The organism is Bacteroides sp. AM54-2NS, from assembly GCF_003602935.1.
Lineage (GTDB): Bacteria > Bacteroidota > Bacteroidia > Bacteroidales > Bacteroidaceae > Bacteroides > Bacteroides xylanisolvens.
In genome coordinates this window covers 211,639-234,975 of the sequence record NZ_QTMZ01000002.1, presented here as the reverse complement: position 1 = coordinate 234,975, position 23,337 = coordinate 211,639, and the positions used below count along the sequence as shown (strand labels likewise).

The window sequence follows — 23,337 nt, the reverse complement described above, 5'->3', positions numbered from 1 at the left end:
CGTTGTGTCATAAATTCCAAATACTATGAATATCGTCGACTGGATTCTTTTTGTACTTTTCGCGCTTTGCGTATGTTATCTGTTGCTATACGCCATTGCTTCCAAGTTCTACCGGGTCCCTGAATTTCCGGAAGCCCGCACCCTACGACGTTTCGTCATACTCTTCCCGGCTTATAAAGAAGACCGGGTAATCGTCTCTTCCGTACGCAGTTTCCTGAGACAGGAATATCCGAAAGAAATGTTTGATATCATCGTTATCTCCGACCAGATGCAGTCTGCCACCAACGAGCTCTTGCGTTCCTTGCTATCCGATTGTTGATAGCCGACTATAAAGACAGCTCCAAAGCCAAAGCACTGACAATGGCAATGGATGCCATTGACGGAATACCCTACGATGTAGTAGTTATCATGGACGCCGATAATCTGACTTCCCCGCACTTCCTGACAGCGGTAAACCGTGCATTCGACAGCGGTGTGCGGTGCATACAAGCCCACCGAACCGGCCAAAATCTGAATACTGACATTTCTGTTCTGGATGGCATCAGCGAAGAAATTAATAATGGCATCTTCCGCAGCGGACACAATGCACTAGGACTTTCAGCCGCATTATCCGGTTCAGGAATGGCTTTTGAAGCCGACTGGTTCCGGAAAAACGTCCGACTTCTTGAAACGGCAGGCGAAGACAAGGAATTAGAAGTACTTCTTCTGCAACAGCGCATTCACACCACCTACCTACCGGAAATACCAATTTATGACGAAAAAACGCAGAAAGAAGAAGCCATCAGCAATCAGCGAAAACGCTGGATAGCTGCACAATTCGGCATTCTCCGCAGTTCATTGTCCGGATTACAGAAAGCAATCCGCCAAGGTAACATTGACTACTGCGACAAGATAATTCAATGGATGCTACCCCCAAGACTGATCCAAATAGCAGGTGTTTTCGGACTGACATTTATTTTCACAGCCATCGGTATCTGGCTAAGTCTGAAAGGCGATTCCGGAAACGAATGGATGATAGCCATAAAATGGTGGATATTATCCATAGCCCAGATAGTAGCAATGATATTGCCCATACCTGGAAATCTGCTAAACAAACGATTGGGTAAAGCAATTATAAAAATCCCAATACTGGCACTCACTACCATCGGCAATTTGTTCAAGTTGAAAGGAGCTTATAAAAAATTTATCCATACAGAACATGGAGAAGGCCATTTTTAAAGAAAATTTTCTTGAAAAGCAAGAGAATATTTATAAAAAAATGAGACTCCCTAGAAACAAAAAACTTATATAAAAGAGAAAACATCACCACCACTAAAAAAGAAAGAATATGAAAATAGCCATTGAAGCACAGCGCATTTTCCGCCCCAACAAGCATGGAATGGATTTTGTTGCTCTTGAAACAATTCGGGAACTACAAAAAATGGATCATGAAAATGAATATTTCATTTTTGTCAGTCCCGGTGAAGACAAGTGTCTGGAAAGTTCCGATAACGTACATATCATCGAGCTGAAATGCCCTACTTATCCATTGTGGGAACAGGTAGCACTCCCGCGTGCAGTAAAAAGCATCAAGCCCGATTTGCTGCATTGCACCAGCAACACGGCTCCTCTACACTGCCCTGTGCCTCTGGTTCTAACATTGCACGATATAATCTATCTGGAAAAGCGCCAGTCGTCCAGCCTGTCGTGGTATCAAGAGATGGGATGGCATTATCGCCGGTTAGTCGTTCCGCGCATACTCCCCAAGTGCGAGAAAATTATTACCGTTTCGCAGTTCGAACGGAAACGGATTCTTGAAGCGTTACATCTGCCGGAAAAGCAATTAGTAGCTATATATAACGGGTTCAACAGTCATTTCCATTTGCAGCCCAAAGCTCCGGAAATTACCCGGAAATATATCGATGCAGACGAATATCTGTTTTTTCTAGGAAACACGGATCCGAAAAAGAATACTCCGAGAGTACTGAAAGCGTACAGCGGATATTTGAAAAAATCGGCAAAGAAGTTACCATTACTGATTGCCGACCTTAAAGAAGATGCCATTGACCGGATATTGGAAGAAGAAAAGATGATGGATATCAAAAGTTATCTCAGCTTCCCCGGCTACATTGAGAATACCGACCTTGCAGCGCTCTACAGTGTGCATTCGCATTTCTATATCCCTCACTTCGCGAAAGTTTCGGTATCCCGATGCTGGAAGCGATGGCTTGCGGAACACCAATCATTGCAGGAAATACTTCAGCAATGCCCGAAATTGCAGGTGATGGGGCTTTATTGGTTGATCCATTCAGTCCCGAAGATATCACAGCAAAAATCTTGAAACTAGAAAATGACGGGACATTCTACCAGCAACAAGTGGAATACGGGCTTAAGCGCAGCCAGATGTTTTCGTGGAGAAACACAGCAGAATCGTTATTGAGTATATATAAGGAACTTTCTTTATCAAACATCTGCCCCGTGTCTAAGTAAAACTCACCGGAAAATAACCTAAGAAATGATAAAACGAGAAAAGACTTGTGACAAGTATTTATGTACTCGGTCACAAGTCTTTCTATAGAGTACATTACATTTTTGAGCAGAATTCTTTCACTTCGAAGCACGGACACGCTTTAATCCACTCTTCGGGTTCGATCTCTCCGTTTCCGTTCAGGTCCGGACTTAGATCCCGATGTCCGCACACCCGGCAACCGGGATAGTCGCGCAGGAGTGCAAGGATCAGCACCCGCATCGAATGAATCTGCCATTCGGTACGTGTATCGGCGGGATGACCGTGGCAGTCAAGTCCGCCCTCATAACAAATGCCAATACTGTTCTGGTTGTGTCCTTTTGCGTGCGCACCGATTCGTTCAATCTCACGGGTGGTCTTTATATCTCCATTTTTACGGATATAAAAATGATACCCCGTCCCGTTGAAACCACGCCGACGGTGGCACACTTCCAAATCATCTTCCGTAAAATCCCTGTCCGCCCTTGTGGCGGAACAGTGGATCACAATCAAGTTGATGGTTCGCATAAATTCATCCCTCCGTTTCAGTGACCATCTGTACTCGTTGCACACATTCCTTGCTACTACACTGCAGAGCCGCAGCTTGCGTCAGCTGTCCTCTCAACGAGAAAATCTCCGCGTGCATCTCTTTCACTTTCGAACTAAGGTCGAAATAATCCTTCAACACTTTCTCCAACTGCTGCATCAGAAAAGTATACTGGTCTTTCACTAGTTCACTGAACTCTTTCACTTCTTGCGCCATCATCTGGCGCTTCTTGCGGCTACTGCCCAGAAAAGGCAGAATCGTCATGATGATTTCGATAATTTTATCTAACATTTTAATAGATTGAGATGATAAATTAATAAATTGAGAACAGAGTCAATCAAAGCGGTTTATGCTGCCGGATCCGGAGCTTCTCCTCCACCGCTACCACCACCGGGTTCTCCCCCATCGCCTTTACCATCATCATCGGAGCCGTCACCGCCGTTTCCTCCGGCAGCGGACTTCTTCTCCGTATACAATTCGAACATCATGTTATTATCCCCGCCACGAGTAGTTGCCGTGCTGTCATTGGCAAGACGCAATGAGTTGTCGACTTTGAAACGGAGATTGATGCGAGTGATATTTTTCACCGTACAATCCTTTTCCTGTTCCACACCCGGACAGGTCAGCGTGGTATAAAAAATACCCAGTCCATCCACTTTCACCTTATTCCCTGCCACAAGCACTTTTTTCATCGCACGGACAAAGGATTTCATCACATGCGACACGTCTTCCACCGAAAGCGACCCGATAGACTCGATTTCCTGTGCCAGTGAATCAATTGAATAGATTTTCGACTCCCCAGCCTTGGGCTTGAGAAGGTACATCATCGGTGATTTATCATCACCGAGCCGTTTTCTGCGCTTGTAGCGCACAACTGTAACTGTTGCCATATTTAAAAATTGTTTCTACGAAAAGAAGTACATTCTCCCTTTCTGTTGATGAAACAAAGATACGACAACACATTGACGACTTACCGGATTGCACCGGACTACACCGGATTATGCCAGATTAAAACGGATTACACCGAATTATACCGAAATATGTGGAAATATGTAGGAATATGTAAGATTATTCCCTAGTTTTCAATGATCCATTCTCCAATAGTTCGCGTACTACTGTCGAAATTAACTCCCACTTTGATAACTTTCCGATGATCTGCCTGATAAGGAATCGCATACTGCTTACTATTGATCTGTGCCAACGCTTCTTCAGGAGTACCGTCTACTTTGAATTCAAATACATAGATAGCCTCCTGCATCTTTATCACAACATCAGCCTGCCAACAGCGCTCTTTACTTCTGCATCCACATATTGCCCCATCAACCGGAACAGGAGGTAGAAGATGGTCTGATAGTGTTTCTCCTCCTTATTATTCATATCATTGGGGATAGAGGCGAAAAATGATTTGATCCGCTCCATACATTGATCCAGATTGCCGACCCGTAAGTCTTTGATAAACGATACTACATAAAATGTATTCTCGCGAGCAGGCAAATGCACATAAGCCGGCATTAATGATTCGATAAAGCCTTTCCGAACTTCTTTGTTAGGATAAGCCAACGTATAGATCTGAAAATCCCGATCATATTCTTTAATAGTGAGATAACCGCTTTGGTAAAGTACCGGAAGCGGGTCTGTAATGACATTGGTAGGTGCATCAAACTGCTCGGCAGTAGCCGAAACGCCATCCAGTTGACGAATATCGAAATCGCTTTGCTGCAAGATGTCTATCAGGAAAGTGGGAGTGCCGGTAGAGAACCAGAAATTGGCATATTTCTTTTGAGCAAATGCATTAAACAAACTAAACGGATTGTAAATGTCTTCACTATTTTCACTGAAATGATACCCATCATACTGTTGTTTCAAATGTATACACGCTTCATCATACGTTTCACCGTTCGCCTCGGCCATCCTTCTTATATCTTCTTCCAACTGTGTACGCAATTCATTTTCCGTTATACCGCAAATGGCACTATAAGCATCTTGCATACTTATGTTCTGAAGATTGTTCAATTCACTAAAGATGCTCATCTGACTAAATTTACTGATACCGGTCAGGAAAAGAAAACGAAGATATTCTCCCTGCGCTTTCAACGGACTGAAAAAGTCGCGCATGATGCCACGTATTTCAGCTTGCAACTCCTCATTGTTGTTGCTATCCAACATAGGAGAATCATATTCGTCTACAAGTAACACAACCTGACGCCCGCTCTGCTCGTAAGCACGTTTGATAATACCTTTCAGACGGAGACTGAAAGTGTCTTCGCTCGTGTCACATCCGTAAATTCGTTCCCATTCCACCAAGCGATTGTTGATAGCGGAGCGCAGCATCCCCGCATTCATATACTTACTGATACTGAAATCAATATGCAACACGGGATAAACCGTCCAGTCTTTCTCCAACTGTTCCATCATCAGCCCCTTGAACAGGTCTTTTTTACCAGAGAAATAGGCTTCAAGAGTGGAAACTAACAGACTCTTTCCAAAGCGTCGGGGACGGCTAAGAAAATAAGTCGTATGTGTATTTACCAAACGATAAATCAACTCTGTCTTATCAATATACACACAATTATCATTGCGTAGTCTCTCGAAACTCTGTATCCCTATCGGATAACGCCTGAATATTCCTTCCATCCTTTTTCTATGCTTTTAACGTGAAACGTAAACAAAGATACGATAAATTTCAAGAATCGGTATTCTATTAGTATCAATTCTTTTATGAATACGCCCGAACATCCGCTCTCAAAATTTGCCTATTCCACTAAAAATGAGTAACTTTACTTCAAATATAACAATCTAAAGGCACAACTATAAATGAAAACAAAAAACAAGATTCTCCCCGAACAAGAAGAAGAAAAAACATTCCAATACCGCACCTATGGGAAAGGCGAGCTCGCCTTGTTGTACCTCCCCAATATCCTGCAACAAAGCGCAGTAGACCGATTCAACGAATGGATTGAAGCTGCACCCGGACTAAAAGAACGGCTCCTGGCCACCGGCATGAATCCACGCAGCAGATACTACACTCCCGCACAAGTAAGGCTCATCGTCGAAGTACTCCAAGAACCCTAATTGAAGTATTAAGTATTAGGTATCAAGTATGGTAAACGCATCGCAACAATGGATAACATCATAATACTTAATACTTGATACTTAATACCTAATACTTTAAAACAGCTCTTTTTCAGGTAGCCAGCAGGAGTTGTCGAACATTGTATTTCGGACACGCTGGTCAGCGGAGAGAGAAGGGTCGTGAGATTCTTCACAGGGCAGGTATCGTCCGCTTACGGGATCGTAGACAAAGGATGCCATTCCACCGACACCAAGATGCTTGAATTTCACCTTGTCCACGTATACGCGTGTGGCACCAACCTCCTTGTCACGTTCCACAATGATACCGTAATCCGCTTTGTTATAGAAATCGGCAGAGCCGTTGATGTCGTACATTTCCACACGAGGGGTAATGCCCGTGACAGGATTACGGTTCATTTTACGAGGATGGACTACGAGCACGAGCAGGCAATTATGTTGCACGGCAAATTCTGTAAATTTATTCAACAGGTTCGAAATATATTGCGTTTCCGTCTGTCCAGGCTGCGGGTTATGGTCGAAACGGTTGAGCGGGTCGAAGACAATGATGCGGCAGCCACGGCGGACAACGAGTTCATGAGCCTTAGCCAGTACACGATCCGGAGAAACATTACCTTTCAGAGAGATATGAGAGACGTTTTCAGTCAGAAAATCTTCCGAGTTCGCAAGGAGTCCCTCCGTCATGCCACAGCCGTTTTGAAAACGGTGTCCGGTGAGTTTCTCAATCAGTTTGCGGAGATGATAGACGATGGGGGTATTTTCCGGGCTAAAGAACCCGATTTTCCATTGATGCCGCAGGCAGAGACGCAACACCAATTCGTCCACCCACTCGGATTTTCCTGCACCGGGAACTCCGGTGACGTAGACACTTCGCCCACGTTCATACGTGCAGATCTTATCCATCTCCTCCCATCCCGTTTCCGCTCCGGGACCGAAGCCGTTGTCGAAAAGAGCCCGCAGATCGTCATGCAAGTCGGCAGCGGTGAAGATACCTTCGAGCGGAACTTCTGCTGCCTGTTCGATGGCGATACGGAGACTGGCGATACCATATTTGCAGAGATGCTCGTTGGCATCTTTACACTCCGGACCGTAAGTCACCACCCGGCAGCGTTCAGCTCCCAGCCGGTTGATGAGTTCATTGCGCAACCGGATTCCGGCAGAATCAGCATCAACGGCAATGATGATTTCTTCCAGGTCCTCGAAGTGCGTCTCCATAAAACGGTCGAGCCAGGAGAGGTTCGAATTGGCTCCGGCCGGCACGGAGATGGCGCTTTTGAATCCGGCGGCGATGGAAGAAGCAGCATCCAGTTCCCCCTCGTGATGATGCAGGAGGTTTGCCCCAGGATGGAGTCGATGTTGTAGGGAATCAGTTCGGCACCCTGCACCATTTTGAAAAGTTTCGGGAGAGCGCGAAATTTGGTGTTTATCAGTTGTTCCCCTTCAAAATAGTTGAAGCAGATGCAACGTTCCTTTTTGCCGGATTGCGGCATAAATTCTTCCTGTTCGGTGATGCGTAGGGCAGCTATGACGGACTGCGGGATGCAACGCGTCTCCACCAGCCAACGCTCCGTGTCTTCGGAAAGCGTGGTTTTCGAAACATCGAACATCGGACGCTGAAAATGCTGCGGAATGGCTGCCGCACGACGCTTGCGGGCTACCGCACGTTCGGCATTCTTGCGCTCTTCCACATCATCGGGAACATAAAAATCAGCACCACAATGATAACAGTGACAGTGGCCCGTGTCGACGTTGACACGTAGCGAACGGTCGCGCTTATTCTTGCGGGTAGGAAGACATTTTTTACAAATCGTCTTGAGCACTCCACTCGATTTACCGTGGATGTCGACATCATAGTTGGCAAAATTTCTCATAATTTTTTCCTTTTTTCTAATTAAAAAATAGTCTAAAATAATCATTCACACGCAGAGGACTTACCTGCCGGACGAGTGTCTGCCACCTGCCGGACGAACTTCCGTTACCTACTAGACGAACATCAACAACCTGCCGGACGAAGCCAGTCATCTGCCAGATTAATGCGCCCATCTTTTCTTCACATCATCCCACACCGCCGATGCATCGGACGTGGCGGCGCATCAGCCGGAATAAGATGTCCCAGATACGTTCGCCGCCCGTCGACGACGCTTTCAAAGCGGTTCACATCCTTGTCGACCGTATTCTCAAGCTCTTTCAGCAAGGTTTCCCTCAACGTGCGGCAAGTAACGGAACCGGCCGCGATATAATTTGAAAAATACCGTTTCACGTCCTCCGGGAAAAGCAGTCCGGCTCCTTTATCATAAAGGCGGATATGTTTTTTGAAAATTTCCAGAATAAGTTTTTGATGGTCTACAAAAAGCTTTCCCAAACCGGAATGCTGGCCGGCCAATTCCATATATGACTGGAAAGTAGAAAGTTGGTCCACCAACTTTTCCCAAGGCAACACGGGTTGTAACGGACCATGATTGCCTTCATCCGCCAAACGGCTCACAAGAGACGACGGTGTTTCTACATTACTCCTATTATTGTTTACAACAGAAACACTTCCTTTACTCTCCTCTTCTTTACTCTCCTCTTCTCTCCTCTTCTGGTTTTCAGTGGGTTTTCTCCCTTTACTGACGGGCGTTTCAGCACTTTTTGCCACCTTTTTCGGACGCCCTCCTTTCTTACCGTTTTCGATGTCCATTTTCCGCTTCTCTTCCAAGCTTTTCATCACCCTATCCAAGTAAGAAGAACGAAACATCTGTCGTTCCTCATCCAGTTCGAAGAGATCGAATTCGCGAAGTACCCGCTCCACCGCAACTTCATCCACATCATACCGCCGGGCCATGGCCTTCAGTAAAACCGGTTTGCACGACGCCTCATAAGCATCTTTAGTGCGCAGATGCAACAGCAACATCACGTAAATTCCGAGTGCTTCCGCGGCATTCATCTCTGACATCATACAGGCAATATTGTCGTCATTCAACAAATTTACCTCCAAATTGAAATACTGATCTTTCTTCATTTTCATTTATCATTTATTATTCCACATTTAATACTTCCGGGGCGCAAAGGTGCAAAATGTATTTTATTCCAGCTATCGCAAAAATGAGAGAGGGATTATATATTTTTTATCCGACCTTTGCCAAAAATTATTAATAATCCCAAACAATATGGACACAAAACGCAACCAAACGTTGGAAGAAATAGAAGAAAATAAAATAGTGAACGAGCATTACCAGAACAGAGTAATGCTGATAAAAAAGCTCTTGAAAACGTCACGGCTAGCCACAGTAGACCTCTGCGTGCATATCGACATCAGTGAAGCCTCCTACTACCGTTACATAAATTTCACCAGCTATATGAAAGCAGACATTTTCATACATGCTTGTCTCTTCCTCAAGCAATATATTGAAAGTCACCACATTCCTTATACCCAAGAAGAAAAACGGCTTATAAAAACATTAGACCTGTTTCAGATTTCCTCAAATAGCAACTTAAACTGCAATTAAAACACAGAAAAGGAGAAACTTATCATAAGTTTTATTACATTTGCAATGTAATAAAGGTCTTTAAAACTTAAAAAATGAGTGATAGCGAAACAGACAGCCCATCAATAAAAGCACTGATCGTTTTCAGAGAAAACGGAGAAACCGACAATCTATTTGTTCCTATCTTATGCGATGCTATCAGAATGGCTGGAATCAATGTAAGATACTCCCAAAAAGAATTCTGGGAATCGGATACGACTTATGACATCATCCATTTCCAATGGCCGGAAGAACTGGTGGGATGGACATGCAAAGACCCCGACGTCATCCGCCGCCTGAAAGAACGCATTGATTTTTTCCGCTCGCGAGGAACTCATTTCATATACACACGGCACAACATTCACCCCCACTATGCAAATGATATCATCAGCCGGGTCTACGACATAATCGAATCGGAGAGTGACACCGTAGTGCACATGGGACATTACAGCCAGACAGAATTCATACAAAAATATCCCGACAGCAGGAACGTCATCATCCCGTACCACATCTACCAATACACCTACAAAGAAGATATCAGCATAGAGCGCGCGCGCCAATATCTGAACCTGCCACAAGAAGCATTCGTCGTCACCGCCTTCGGGAAATTCCGCAACCGGGAAGAAAGACGTATGCTGCTCGGAGCGTTCCGCGACTGGGACAAAGAACGGAAACTACTGATAGCCCCTCGCTTATGCCCCTTTTCAAGGCGCAATAACTATGGCGGAAATATCCTCAAACGATGGGCTTCCCGAATTGGCTACTATGTCCTCATGCCGTTGTTAAACCGTATGTTCAGACTACAAGCGGGAGCCAACGACGAACCGATAGACGAGTGCGACCTCCCTTATTATATGTCTGCCTCTGACGTGATATTCATCCAAGAAAGAAATGCACTAAACTCCGTAAATATTCCTCTTGCTTTTCTTTTCCACAAGATAGTCGTAGGACCAAATACCGGCAATATAGGCGAACTATTAAAAAACACAGGCAATCCGACTTTCAATCCGAATCATAAAGCCGATATCATACGGGCACTGAAAATGGCCTGGCAGTTATCTACTTGGGGAAAAGGAGAAATGAACTATACCTATGCACTAGAAAACATGAGTATAGATAAAGTGGGCAAACAATATGCCGAAGTATATAGAGATTTGAACAGCAGATTGTAATGCTGCTGCCAGTATCAATAATTTATCAGAATACGAAATGCATGAAATATAATGAAATAAAAGTCAGTGTCGTCATTCCTGTCTATAACACTGAAAAATATGTTCGTCAAGCAGTAGAAAGCGTGATGTATCAAAGCTTGAAAGAACTGGAAATAATAGTTGTAGATGACGGATCAACAGACAAAAGTTTAAGTATAGTAGAAAAACTGGGTGACACTGACAAACGTATACAAATATATACACAAGCGAATCAGGGACAATCAATTGCGCGTAACAGAGGGATCTCACACGCACACGGAGAATATATCTATTTTATGGATAGCGACGATCTGCTGGAAGAAGATGCTTTGGAATTGTGTTATCATAAATGCAAAGAAGAAAAACTTGATTTTGTATTTTTTGATGCTTTAGTTTTCTTTGAAAACAACGTTGAAAATGCTCCAACACTGAATTACAAACATACAGAGAAATTAGAAGACAAAATCTATACCGGCCAGGAAGCACTTGAAATTCAATTACAGAATAAAGAATATACTCCTTCCGTTTGCCTGCACTTTATTCATAGAAACGTGATAGAAAAACATAATCTATCATTTTATCCCGAAATCGTACACGAAGACCAACTGTTTACTACCTTGCTTTATCTACAAAGCACGAAAGCAGCTTGCATTAAACGAACTTTTTTTCATCGTCGTATGAGAAAAGATTCTACAATGACGAGTAAATTCGCAATGCGGAACATAAAAGGATATCTTGTCGTCACAGAAGAGATTCTTAGCTTTAGAAGACAGACTACCGAAGATAAAAATAAAGAAATTATTGATTTATATTTATCTCAAATGCTTGACGCTGCCATGTGGCAAGCACATTCACTAAAATTACCGGAGCGGATCAAACTCGCACGGTTGTGCCTGCAAAAATATAAAAAGTATGTATCGACAAAAACGATAGGGGCATTACTTTTCAAATTCCTATTTATAAACCATAAAAAAACGGTCGACAATGGCTAGCAACATTAAAAATCAACTCTTTTCAGGAGTGTTCTATACCGCACTGGCCAAATACAGCGGCATTGTCATTTCTCTTGTAATAGCAGGAATACTGGCCCGCCTCCTATCTCCGGACGACTTCGGAATCGTAGCCGTTGCCACCGTAATCATCGCTTTTTTCAGCCTCCTCACCGATATGGGAATATCTCCCGCTATCATACAGCACAAATCACTGACAAAAGATGAACTATCAACTATTTTCTCGTTTACCGTATGGACCGGCATCGGAATCAGCATCTTGTTTTTTGCAGCTTCATGGATGATTGCCGACTATTACGAAAGCGAAATCCTGCGGACACTGTGTCAACTGCTGTCCGTTAATCTATTCTTTGCCTCCGCCACCATCGTGCCGGGAGCACTATTCTATCGGAACAAGGAATTCAAATTCATCGCTATCCGTAGTTTCGTTATCCAGATTTCCGCAGGTGCGGCAGCCGTGACTGCCGCCCTCTGCGGAGCAGGATTATATGCACTGATTATCAACCCAATAATATCCAGCATACTCATATTCGTCATCTCCTACCAGCGCTATCCGCAACGACTGCGTTTCACGCTGGGGCTGACGGCGCTCCGGAAGATATTCTCCTATTCCGCCTACCAGTTTCTATTCAACGTCATCAACTACTTCAGCCGCAATCTGGACAAATTACTGATTGGCAAATACATGAGTATGTCCGACCTCGGATATTACGAAAAATCCTATCGCCTGATGATGCTTCCCTTGCAAAACATCACCCAGGTCATCACTCCTGTAATGCACCCCATCTTCAGTGATTTCCAAAATGACAAAGCAAAACTAGCCACCTCTTATGAACGTATTCTCCGATTCCTCGCTTTCATCGGATTGCCTCTTAGCGTGCTGCTCTTCTTTACAGCAGAGGAAGTAACGTTGATTATTTTTGGAGTCCAATGGCTGCCCTCCGTACCCGTTTTTCGGCTACTCTCCCTGTCCGTAGGAATTCAGATCATACTCTCCTCGTCCGGTTCCATCTTTCAGGCGGCAGGCGATACACGGAGCTTATTTGTATGCGGAGTGTTCTCGTCTGTGCTCAACGTGACAGGCATACTGCTCGGAATCTTCTATTTCGGAACGCTGACAGCAGTGGCTAGTTGCATTGTGGTGACGTTCTCCATCAACTTTATACAATGTTACTGGCAAATGTACCGGATAACCTTCCGTCGAAGTGCGTGGCCATTCATTCGTCAGCTTATTTCTCCGTTCATCATTAGCATTTTGATAGCATTAGCCCTCATTCCCATGCAGTATGCACTGGAAGGGATGAATATTTTTGTGACAATTATAGCCAAAAGTATCGTTAGTTTTATTATCTTTGGCATTTATATACAAATGACGCATGAGTATGACATTATCGGCAAAGTGCGAAGCATCCTGTGTAAGAGATAATAAAAAGAACAGAATAAACAATATATAGAGATTTGAGCAACCAATGAAAGCCTTATTCCTTATATTCCACGGCTTCGACAAAGCCAACGGAATTAGCAAAAAAATACACTATCAGGTAAAAGCCCTCAAAGAATGTGGGTTAGATGTTCGTTTATGTTATTATGACATAAGCCCTTCCGGTGAACGCCGCTGGATGGCAGACAATGCAGTGATTGCTGAATTGGGACAAGGAGTGTTTGCGAAAATTCGGAAACGGTTGGGCCTAAACTGCATAGCAAACTACGTACTTCGCGAAAATATACATTTTGTCTACATCCGTTCATATCATAATGCAAACCCTTTCACCATAAATATGGTGAAACGTATGAAGAAAAAAGGAGCAAAAGTGGTCATGGAGATACCGACTTTTCCTTACGATCAAGAGTACATCACATGGCCTATGAAATTCAAAAGGCTCACAGATCGTTGTTTTCGTCATCGCCTGGCCTCTTTCCTTAATGGAATAGTCACCTTTTCAAACGCTAAAAATATCTTTGGCGAACGAACAATCCGCATATCTAACGGAATTGATTTTGATGCCATTCCTATGAAGAAACAAATGAATGACACGACACATGAGCTACATTTAATAGGAGTAGCTGAAGTACACTATTGGCATGGATTCGATCGACTTATCCGTGGATTAGCTGAATATTATTGTACGAATCCTGACTACAAAGTTTATTTTCATATCGTGGGACCATTATCCGGCGAACGTGAAAAGCAAGAAATCCTTCCCGTCATTCGTGATAATAAACTAGAATCTTATGTTATCCTCCATGGACCACAGCATGATCAGCAACTTGACGCCATGTTTGAGCAGGCAGATTTTGCTATCGGTAGTTTAGGCCGACACCGCAGTGGTATCACACATATCAAAACTTTAAAAAATCGCGAATATGCTGCACGAGGATTGGCATTTACTTATTCAGAAATCGACGAAGATTTTGATAAGATGCCTTACATTTGGAAAGCACCACCAGATGAATCACCTATTAATATTCAACAGTTAATCAGCTTTCAAAAGTCTCTGACTATGACTCCGCAGAATATTAGAGAATCTATCCGTCCATTGTCCTGGACAGCGCAAATGAAAAAAGTCATCGATGAATTGGACATCAGACCACAGCATACAATACTTGAAAAGTAATCCGATGAATAAAAAAGTAAAAATAGCCTATTGCATCCCCTCGCTCTATTATCCTAGTGGAATGGAACGTGTACTTACACTAAAAGCAAACTATTTTGCAGAACATTTAGGGTATGACATACACATCATATTGACCGATGGAAAAGGAAAAGAACCTTACTATAAATTGTATCCATCCATCACCACCCATCAGCTCGACATCAACTATGACGAATTGTATGGCCTTTCCTTACCGAAACGAATTCACCGATATTGGAGCAAACAGAAATTGTTTAAAAAAAGGCTGGAGACATGCCTCAATGAGATTGAACCGGACATTACCATCTCTCTCTTACGACGTGATATAAACTTCATCAATAAGATGAAAGACAAAAGCATTAAGCTTGGAGAAATCCACTTCAACAAGTCCAATTACCGGGAATTCAGCGACAACTGTCTTCCTGGTATCATTCAGCGTGCCGTCAAGCAATACTGGATGTGGCAACTCATCAGGCAGGTGCGACAACTCAAAAGTTTTGTCGTCCTTAGCCATGAAGATGCTGCCGAATGGACAGAGCTCAATAATGTAACCGTAATCTACAATCCACTCCCGTTTTTGCCGGAACAACAATCGGATAACACCCCCAAACAGGTCATTGCCGTAGGCAGATATGTCCCTCAAAAAGGATTTGACCGTTTAATATCTGCTTGGAGCATTGTCAATAAAAAACACCCGGACTGGATTCTCCGTATCTATGGTGATGGTATGCGGGAACAACTTCAGAACCAAATCTACGAACTAGGAATTAGCCCCAGTTGTATTCTGGAGCATAGCACACCGGATATTGTCGATAAGTACTGTAAAAGTTCTATCTTCGTCCTTTCTTCGCGTTATGAGGGATTTGGCATGGTTATTATAGAAGCAATGGCATGTGGAGTACCTCCCGTCTCATTTACATGCCCCTGCGGACCGCGTGATATCATCAGCGACGGAATAAACGGACTATTAGTAGAAAACGGTAATATAGAGGGATTAGCAGAGAAAATCTGCTATCTGATAGAAAACGAAAATGTACGACGAGAAATGGGACGGCAAGCTCGAATGGATATAGAACGTTTCAGGATCGAACCAATCGCAGAACAATGGAAAACATTGTTTGAAAGTATCATTGAAAAAAATAAAGATTTATGAAATGGTATACTAAATATCTGCAAGTTTACGAACAACCTTTCGATTCAGCACCAAAGGAAGCAGTAGATTTCGTAAAAACTAAATTGCAGAAATTATCGGAAAACAAACAACCCTTAGCATCTGTCATTCTCATCTGCTATAATGAAGAAAAGCGTTTGCTAAGTTGCTTATGGTCGCTTTGTGACAACATCTGTGACTTTCCGATTGAAATTCTGGCTGTCAACAACAATTCTTCCGATCGAACTGAAAGTGTGCTCCAACAGTTGGGAGTCACTTATTTCAATGAGCTTAAGAAAGGACCGGGACATGCCCGCCAATGCGGATTAAACCAAGCAAAAGGAACATACCATATCTGTATTGACACCGATACCATGTACCCGAACAATTACATCAAGACACATGTAAAAAAACTAATGCAACCAAACGTAGTCTGCACGTTCAGCCTTTGGAGCTTTATTCCTGATGAGCAACACTCTAAATGGGGATTATGGTGGTATGAATCATTAAGAGACTTTTACCTGCGCATTCAAGCCATACAGCGTCCGGAACTTTGTGTACGCGGCATGACATTCGCATTCAAAACAGAATTAGGCAAGCAGTTAGGATTCCGCACAGATATCATTCGTGGTGAAGACGGCTCACTGGCTTTAGCGATGAAACCTTACGGAAAACTCGTCTTTATCCATTCTTCAAAAGCACGGGTTATAACCGGATATGGAACAGTAGGAGCAGATGGAGGACTGTTTAAAAGCTTCAAAGTGCGTTTTATCAAAGGATTAAAAGGTATTGGAGGATTATTCACCAGAAAGAAAAAATATAAAGATAAAGACAATAATTTAATCAAATAAGCAAATGAAAATAATAAGAAAAATTATTCTAGTTGTTATTTGTGTAATATTAGTTGACTATATATACCAGTATAATCAATTTCAAAAGTATAATCAGGCTCCATTAATTATCAAGACTCCGGAAGGTAGTAACCAACCCTATCACCCATCAGTAATATACATTCCGGAAGGATGGAATGGATATAAATACTGGATGGCGGAAACTCCATATCCCTTAGGTGAGGATGGTGATTGGAAAGGATTGCCTCCATATAGAGAACGATGGGAAAATCCATGTGTGCATGTATCTAAAGACGGAATACATTGGAACGATTTTGAGGACTCTCAAAATCCAATAGATGATTTAGACGAAAACAATATTATAAATAAAGATTATTTTTCAGACCCACATTTAGTCTTTTATAAAGATACTTTAGAGTGCTGGTACCGCATCAGCCATCAAAAAAATAATGCTACTTATATATTACGCAAATATACTCTCAATGGAAAAGACTGGTCTCCCCGAGAGGTGATGATAAATCTACAAGATACCTCTATCATAAAAAATGAAACAGGTAATATGGTTATAAGCCCTGCGATACATAAAGGTACTAATGGATATGTAATGTGGTATGTGAACAGTATAGAAAAGCCAAGAGAAATCTGTAGAAGTTTTTCTACAGATGGGAAAAAGTGGAGCAAAAAAGAAACATGTCATCTACCTGACAATTCTGTTACCCCTTGGCATATTGATTTAGCATATATAGACAAAATATATTATCTAGTTATATATGATTATGATACTAATAACCTAGTATTATACTCCAGTTCCGACGGCTTATCATTTAACAACAAAAAATATATATTATCCAAAGCTCCAATGCTGGGTTCTTTTTATTCCTATGGTTTATATCGAAGTTCACTTATTAAGGACAATGAAAAATATAAGCTATATTTTAGTGCTTTTGAGAAAAAAACTGCTATAGGACTAATGGAAGGAAATTCAATAAGTACATTACATGCTACTTCTGCAGAGGGAAATTTTATATCTTTCTGCAAATTTCCAATTGTATATTTGAGGAATAAAAAACAGTCGCTAAAGGAATTATTTCAATAGCATAGTTGAAAACAAACAATATAATTATGATTGGCGGCACCTTAAGCGTATTTAAAAGTATTTGCAGACAAAATAGTGAGATAGAAATATGAATATAAAATTATTAATCAAACAATTTACATTCCCCTTGTCGTTAATATTACTATGCTATATTAATTTACAATACATGCACTACTCAATTCTTATTGATAAATATTCTCTTACTCCATTCTCATATCTGGAGAATATCATTCATGCTTTTATCGATATATGCCTATTATTCTTTATTCCACTTTATCTAATTGGAAAAAAGACTTATTTATTTTTCATTCCATATACTATCATTACAATACTGGTAATTGTAAATGTATCTTATAGTAGATTCTTCTACACATATATGCCTCCAATATTATATGGAGAATTCAACAATCTTGACGGACTATCAGCTAACGTATTTGCAACTATTAGGTTCTCTGACATTACAATACTAATAACAACTCTTGCAAGTATCTTATCTTATAAACAATTTCATAGAGCTTATTCTGAAATAAGAAGAAAGACACGAAGAATCTTTTCCCTTTACATATTAGGAATTGCATTTGTTTTATTAGGAGGATTAATAGCTACAGCAACAATACATTGGTCATCATTAAACTACAAGTATGTTCACCCTTTTAAAAATAGTCCAACAGAAAGTATATTCAAATTCGGAATAATTTATGGGACCATTATACAATGTGCATCAAACAACAAACAAGACTGTAACCCAGAGGAAGTGGCAAAACTGGAACCATTCTTTTACGAATCAAAATATAGTATTGAATATCCACCAAAAGAAAATATTATTCTCATTATAGTAGAATCCCTTCTTTCGTTCCCTACAGATCTAAAAATAAATGGAATAGAAATTACTCCTACCCTCAACAAATTAGTAGAAAAAGGAGCATACTACAATAATAACATGACTTCTCTGATACAATTAGGCGAATCGAGCGACGGACAATTCACATACCTCAACGGACTTATACCCAAAACAAAAGGTGTTACCATTTACGATTATTTTAATAATACTTTCGTGTCCTTGCCCAAACTTTTAAAGAAACAAAAACCTGGAATCGAATGTAGAATGGTTATTCCTACTTCATCTAAAACATGGAGACAAGATGGAGTATGTATCCAATATGGGTTTGATAAACTCTATTCACGAAAGGAATATACATTGAGTAATTATAAAGAAAATTGGTTAAATGATAAGCTTCTTTTTGAATATGCAGCAAGCATAGACAAAAATAGCAAACAACCTTTTTTCTCACTTATCCTCACATCATCAACGCATTCTCCATATACCAAAGCAGTTGAAGACTACCTCATTCCATTCCCTGACACATATTCAGAAGAATTAAAAAATTATCTATCTAATGTGCATTATATGGATAAATACTTAGGTAAGTATTTGAATTTCTTAAAAGAAAATCATCTTTACCACAATTCTCTAATTATAATAGCCAGTGACCATTCCATTTCAAATGACTGGCTTAAATCCAAAGAAGAAGATAATGTTTCTTTTCAAATCCCATTGTATATTGTAAACTCTCCACAAAAGATCGACAAAACAAGCGATTATGTTATCACGCAAGCTGATTTATTTCCAACCCTTCTTGATTTGGGGGGTATTCATTCTGAATGGAGAGGAGTAGGAAATAGCTTACTTTGCCCTGATTCCATTTTGAACACCGAAAGAGAAAAAAAACGAATAATATATAGAGAAAAAATTTCTGATATTATATTAGATAGTGATTATTTTAAAGGAAAGAAAATATCTAAATAAATACAGCTATGAACGAAATCATCACTCTTTGTCTTGAAATAATTTTCTGGTTTGCCTTGTTCATTGTGTTCTACACATATCTGGGCTACGGAATTGTGCTTTACGTTCTCGTCAAGTTGAAAGAACTTTTCGTGAAGCCTGTGAAGCGTTCGTTGCCGGCATCGGACGCTGGTTTGCCGGAAGTGACTCTCTTCATTACAGCATTCAATGAAGAAGATGTTATAGACGAAAAGATGGAGAACAGTCTTGAACTGGACTACCCTGCGGACAAACTGCATATCGTATGGGTGACAGACGGAAGCAACGACGGTACGAACGAACGACTGAAAACCCGTTGGCAGGGAAAAGCGACCATACACTTCCAACCCCTACGACAGGGTAAGACAGCCGCAATGACACGTGGAATGACGCTGGTGGACACTCCGCTCGTCGTCTTTACGGATGCTAACACTATGGTAAACCGGGAAGCAATACAGGAAATCGTACTTGCTTTCCAAGACCCGAAAGTGGGCTGCGTGGCCGGCGAAAAACGGATCGCCGTACAGACCAAAGACGGAGCCGCTGCCGGTGGGGAAGGTATTTACTGGAAATACGAATCAACACTGAAAGCACTTGACGCCCGCCTCTACTCTGCTGTAGGAGCAGCAGGCGAACTATTTGCCGTGCGTCGTGAACTATTCGAAGCAATGGAACCGGATACGTTGCTCGATGATTTTATTCTTTCGCTCCGGATCACCATGAAAGGTTATACCATTGCTTATTGCACCAATGCTTACGCCATCGAAAGCGGTTCGGCAGATATGCGCGAAGAAGAAAAGCGGAAAGTGCGCATCGCTGCGGGAGGATTGCAGTCCATCTGGCGACTTCGTCCGTTGCTGAATCCTTTCCGCTACGGGACACTTAGCTTTCAATATACGTCTCACCGGGTATTGCGATGGTCTATTACTCCGTTCCTGTTGTTTGCTCTCTTCCCGCTGAATATTGCGATTCTGCTGTTAGGCGGTTCCGCGATATTCTACGGAGTGCTGCTTGCCATGCAGGTTCTTTTTTACGGATTGGGATATTGGGGATATTATCTATCCACCAAACAGATAAAAAACAAGTTGCTTTTTATCCCCTACTATTTCTTATTTATGAATGTCAATGTGCTGAAAGGCATCCGTTATCTGAAAAAGAAAAAAGGAAGCGGAGCCTGGGAAAAGGCGAAACGCGCTGAAAAGTAAAACAAATGCTATTATCTTTTGTTATCCTTACTATAAGACATTAGTCTCTATCATCTAATAAAAAACAGACATGAACAGAATATTACATGATGCGAATAACGCACAAAGAATATTGAAACTGACGGCAGATACAATGCTATTGGTTGACAGGCACGGAGTCTGCGTAGACATTGAGCCTCATTGTGATCTATGGTTTCTGCAAGAGGATATACTTTTAGGAAAAAATATATTTGAGCTTTTACCAGAATATACGAGAGAGAGGGTGATGCCCATCTTCCAGATTGTACTCGAAGAACAAAGAAGCATCAGCAAGAACTTCAAGTTGGTGCTGAAAGGCGAAACTTTTTACTTCAAATGCCTCATGTTCCCTTATGACGGTATGGTGCTTTGCCAATATCGCGACATCACGCAAAGAAGCAACGTAAAAAGACAGTTGGAACAGGCAAATCTCACCCTGCGGGCTATCCAAAAGGTAGCCCAGATAGGACAATGGACGTACAATACGAAACAGAATATTTTTCATTATCTTGGATATACCGGTGTTTTGTGCGAGGAAAATGTGCAAAACCTTGCCATTGAGAAATATGTGGAACTGATTGTAGAAGAAGACCGTCAGAGTTTTATGGAATGGTGTCGGGTGAACGAAAAAGAACTCAACATGGAAAGCATCAGCTACCGTGTCCGCCTGAACGGAGAAATCTTCTATATGCGTATCCAGACTTATCTGCGTGAACAACGCTCCGACGGTAGTTTCAATATCGAGGCTATATCCAGAACATCACGGACATACAGCATCGTAGAAATGACATCAATACACTGACTCATGCCATCAACAACGCCAAAGAAAGTATCTTTGCCGCCAAGCCCGATGGCACGATTATCTTTGCCAACCGTCGTTTCCTGTACAATCATGGTATTTCAGAAAACGAAGACATCAGTCAATTAAAGATTTACAATGTCGCCGCAGATATGCCTACACAAGAGGCTTGGAACGAACGTTGCAAAGATGTCATACACGGTGGCAGCAGTAACTTTGTGGCTCATCACCCATCTAAAATCAATAAAGGTATATTGGCTTATGAAGGCACGATGTACAACGTGACCAATGATTCCGGAGAAGAAAGTTACTGGTCGTTTGCCCATGATATTTCCGAGAGGATTCGGTACGAAGCCCAAATCAAACGGCTCAACCAAATCATGGATACAACCATCAACAATCTCCCTGCCGGGATTGTAGTGAAGGAAATCAACAACGACTTCCGATACATTTACCGGAATCGGGAGGCCTACAACCGCGATCTTTATAAGAACGACCCTGTCGGCAAGAATGACTTCGATTTCTACCCGCCTATCGTAGCCGAAAAGAAGAGACAAGAAGATATCCAGGTGGCCACCACCGGAAAAGGTCTGCACTGGACTGCTGAAGGAAAGGACAGAAACGGAAACATGATTATCCTCGACAAACGGAAAATCCGGGTGGACGGTGACGAATTATCTTCGCCTATCATCGTCAGCATCGAATGGGACATCACGGAGCTGGAAATAATAAAACGGGAACTTCAATCGTCGAAAGAGAAAGCGGAAATGTCTGATAGCCTGAAGTCGGCCTTCCTCGCCAATATGAGTCATGAAATACGTACGCCGCTGAATGCTATCGTAGGTTTCTCGCATCTCATTGCCGAAAGCGATGATGCGGAAGAACGGAAGACGTATTATAACATCGTAAACGCGAACAACGAACGTCTCCTGCAACTTATCAACGAGATTCTCGACCTCTCGAAGATTGAATCGGGAACCATCGAGTTTTCCTTCGGACCGGCTAGTCTCCATAATCTCTGCCGGGAAGTGCACGATGCTCATATATTCCGTACTCCGCAGGGAGTAAGCCTTGTCTATGAATCCTCGGACGAAAGTCTGATGATTGAAACGGACAAGAACCGGGTATTCCAGGTGATTTCAAATCTGATTGGAAATGCTGTCAAGTTTACGAAGGAAGGAAGCATCAGTTATGGTTACAAACTGGTGGACAATCAGATTGTATTCCACGTAACGGATACCGGAACAGGAATTGAACCGGAGAAAGTGGGGCGTGTGTTCGAGCGTTTTGCAAAGCTGAACAATCATGCGCAGGGCACAGGATTGGGGTTATCTATCTGTAAGTCTATTGTTGAACGGCTCGGTGGAAAGATTTCCGTCAACTCCGAATTTGGCAAGGGGACGACGTTTACATTTACTTTACCATACACGATTGCAAATCCTGCAAATGTGGATTCTTCAAAGAAAGAGAATGGTGAAGGGAACATTGCTGGAATAGCATCTGCCGGGAAAACTGCAGATTCGAGTGTTGACAGTTCTGCAAATACACGGCACGCCTGTATTTTGGTTGCCGAAGATACGGACAGTAACTTCGACTTATTGGAGGCTATTCTAGGTAAAGACCATCAGCTTATACGTGCGCATGACGGAATGGAAGCTGTCACGATGTTCGATGAGGTGAAACCGGATCTTATCTTGATGGATATCAAGATGCCGAATCTGGACGGACTGGAAGCTACAAAAATCATCCGTGAACTGTCTGCCACTGTTCCTATTATTGCTCAAAGTGCCTTTGCATACGAACAGGACAGGAAAGCGGCTGAAGAAGCGGGGTGCAATGATTTTATAGCTAAACCAATAGCGGATGATAAATTGAAAGCAATGATTCATAAATGGTTGCTTCCTTCGTAGAGAGCTTAATCCCTCATGATAC

15 protein-coding genes and 6 pseudogenes are annotated in these 23,337 nt (G+C 42.1%); 14 read left to right on the top strand and 7 right to left on the bottom strand.

Features of this window, described 5'->3' with window-relative positions; all coding sequences use genetic code 11:
• Positions 1-25 precede the first annotated feature (25 nt).
• Positions 26-1,218 (top strand): annotated as a pseudogene (locus tag DXA05_RS02090) (glycosyltransferase family 2 protein).
• Positions 1,219-1,327: 109 nt separating this feature from the next.
• Positions 1,328-2,469 (top strand): annotated as a pseudogene (locus DXA05_RS02085) (glycosyltransferase family 1 protein).
• A 94-nt stretch (positions 2,470-2,563) separates the two neighbouring features.
• Here the strand turns inward: DXA05_RS02085 and DXA05_RS02080 are convergent.
• From DXA05_RS02080 to DXA05_RS02065, 4 genes and pseudogenes are all read right to left on the bottom strand, one after another.
• Entirely contained in the window at positions 2,564-3,013 is a 450-nt protein-coding gene (locus tag DXA05_RS02080) for an N-acetylmuramoyl-L-alanine amidase (protein WP_008643849.1), read from the bottom strand.
• A 4-nt stretch (positions 3,014-3,017) separates the two neighbouring features.
• Positions 3,018-3,323: a hypothetical protein gene (locus DXA05_RS02075; RefSeq protein WP_004300375.1), complete on the bottom strand. Its 306-nt coding sequence runs from the start codon at positions 3,321-3,323 to the stop codon at positions 3,018-3,020.
• Between the two features lie 56 nt (positions 3,324-3,379).
• Positions 3,380-3,922 carry an HU family DNA-binding protein gene (locus tag DXA05_RS02070; RefSeq protein WP_004300374.1) on the bottom strand — a complete coding sequence of 181 codons (543 nt, stop codon included), beginning with the start codon at positions 3,920-3,922 and terminating at the stop codon, positions 3,380-3,382.
• A gap of 185 nt (positions 3,923-4,107) precedes the next feature.
• Positions 4,108-5,666, bottom strand: a pseudogene (locus DXA05_RS02065) (ATP-binding protein).
• 180 nt (positions 5,667-5,846) lie between these two features.
• Between DXA05_RS02065 and DXA05_RS02060 the strand changes: the two are divergent.
• Positions 5,847-6,104 carry a DUF4248 domain-containing protein gene (locus DXA05_RS02060; protein ID WP_004311607.1) on the top strand — a complete coding sequence of 86 codons (258 nt, stop codon included), beginning with the start codon at positions 5,847-5,849 and terminating at the stop codon, positions 6,102-6,104.
• A gap of 96 nt (positions 6,105-6,200) precedes the next feature.
• Here the strand turns inward: DXA05_RS02060 and DXA05_RS02055 are convergent.
• From DXA05_RS02055 to DXA05_RS02050, 3 genes and pseudogenes are all read right to left on the bottom strand, one after another.
• Positions 6,201-7,993 (bottom strand): annotated as a pseudogene (locus DXA05_RS02055) (toprim domain-containing protein).
• Between the two features lie 16 nt (positions 7,994-8,009).
• The gene (locus DXA05_RS26385; protein ID WP_165861461.1) at positions 8,010-8,165 is read right to left on the bottom strand and encodes a hypothetical protein; all 156 of its coding nucleotides are present in this window, start codon (positions 8,163-8,165) and stop codon (positions 8,010-8,012) included.
• Positions 8,153-9,123, bottom strand: a pseudogene (locus tag DXA05_RS02050) (Lin1244/Lin1753 domain-containing protein). The gene DXA05_RS26385 and the pseudogene DXA05_RS02050 overlap by 13 nt, the downstream one beginning before the upstream one ends.
• A 148-nt stretch (positions 9,124-9,271) precedes the next feature.
• Here DXA05_RS02050 and DXA05_RS02045 point away from each other — a divergent pair.
• From DXA05_RS02045 to DXA05_RS01995, 11 genes and pseudogenes are all read left to right on the top strand, one after another.
• Positions 9,272-9,610 carry a hypothetical protein gene (locus DXA05_RS02045; protein WP_008017359.1) on the top strand — a complete coding sequence of 113 codons (339 nt, stop codon included), beginning with the start codon at positions 9,272-9,274 and terminating at the stop codon, positions 9,608-9,610.
• Positions 9,611-9,684: 74 nt separating this feature from the next.
• Positions 9,685-10,800: a hypothetical protein gene (locus tag DXA05_RS02040; RefSeq protein ID WP_008643869.1), complete on the top strand. Its 1,116-nt coding sequence runs from the start codon at positions 9,685-9,687 to the stop codon at positions 10,798-10,800.
• A 41-nt stretch (positions 10,801-10,841) separates the two neighbouring features.
• Entirely contained in the window at positions 10,842-11,810 is a 969-nt protein-coding gene (locus DXA05_RS02035; RefSeq protein ID WP_004315921.1) for a glycosyltransferase, read from the top strand.
• On the top strand, positions 11,803-13,254 hold the full coding sequence (locus DXA05_RS02030; protein ID WP_004315922.1) for a lipopolysaccharide biosynthesis protein: 1,452 nt from the start codon (positions 11,803-11,805) through the stop codon (positions 13,252-13,254). The genes DXA05_RS02035 and DXA05_RS02030 overlap by 8 nt, the downstream gene beginning before the upstream one ends.
• A 43-nt stretch (positions 13,255-13,297) precedes the next feature.
• A complete protein-coding gene (locus DXA05_RS02025) occupies positions 13,298-14,443 on the top strand; it encodes a hypothetical protein (protein ID WP_004315923.1) in 1,146 nt (381 codons plus the stop codon).
• A gap of 4 nt (positions 14,444-14,447) precedes the next feature.
• Positions 14,448-15,614: a glycosyltransferase family 4 protein gene (locus DXA05_RS02020; protein WP_008770970.1), complete on the top strand. Its 1,167-nt coding sequence runs from the start codon at positions 14,448-14,450 to the stop codon at positions 15,612-15,614.
• The gene (locus DXA05_RS02015; RefSeq protein WP_004315925.1) at positions 15,611-16,462 is read left to right on the top strand and encodes a glycosyltransferase family 2 protein; all 852 of its coding nucleotides are present in this window, start codon (positions 15,611-15,613) and stop codon (positions 16,460-16,462) included. Before DXA05_RS02020 ends, DXA05_RS02015 begins: the two co-directional genes overlap by 4 nt.
• Before the next feature lie 4 nt (positions 16,463-16,466).
• A complete protein-coding gene (locus DXA05_RS02010) occupies positions 16,467-17,558 on the top strand; it encodes a hypothetical protein (protein ID WP_004315926.1) in 1,092 nt (363 codons plus the stop codon).
• 166 nt (positions 17,559-17,724) lie between these two features.
• Positions 17,725-19,365 carry an LTA synthase family protein gene (locus DXA05_RS02005; RefSeq protein ID WP_229106202.1) on the top strand — a complete coding sequence of 547 codons (1,641 nt, stop codon included), beginning with the start codon at positions 17,725-17,727 and terminating at the stop codon, positions 19,363-19,365.
• 8 nt (positions 19,366-19,373) lie between these two features.
• The gene (locus DXA05_RS02000; RefSeq protein WP_008770969.1) at positions 19,374-20,588 is read left to right on the top strand and encodes a glycosyltransferase family 2 protein; all 1,215 of its coding nucleotides are present in this window, start codon (positions 19,374-19,376) and stop codon (positions 20,586-20,588) included.
• A 70-nt stretch (positions 20,589-20,658) separates the two neighbouring features.
• Positions 20,659-23,315: pseudogene (locus DXA05_RS01995) on the top strand (ATP-binding protein).
• Positions 23,316-23,337 lie beyond the last annotated feature (22 nt).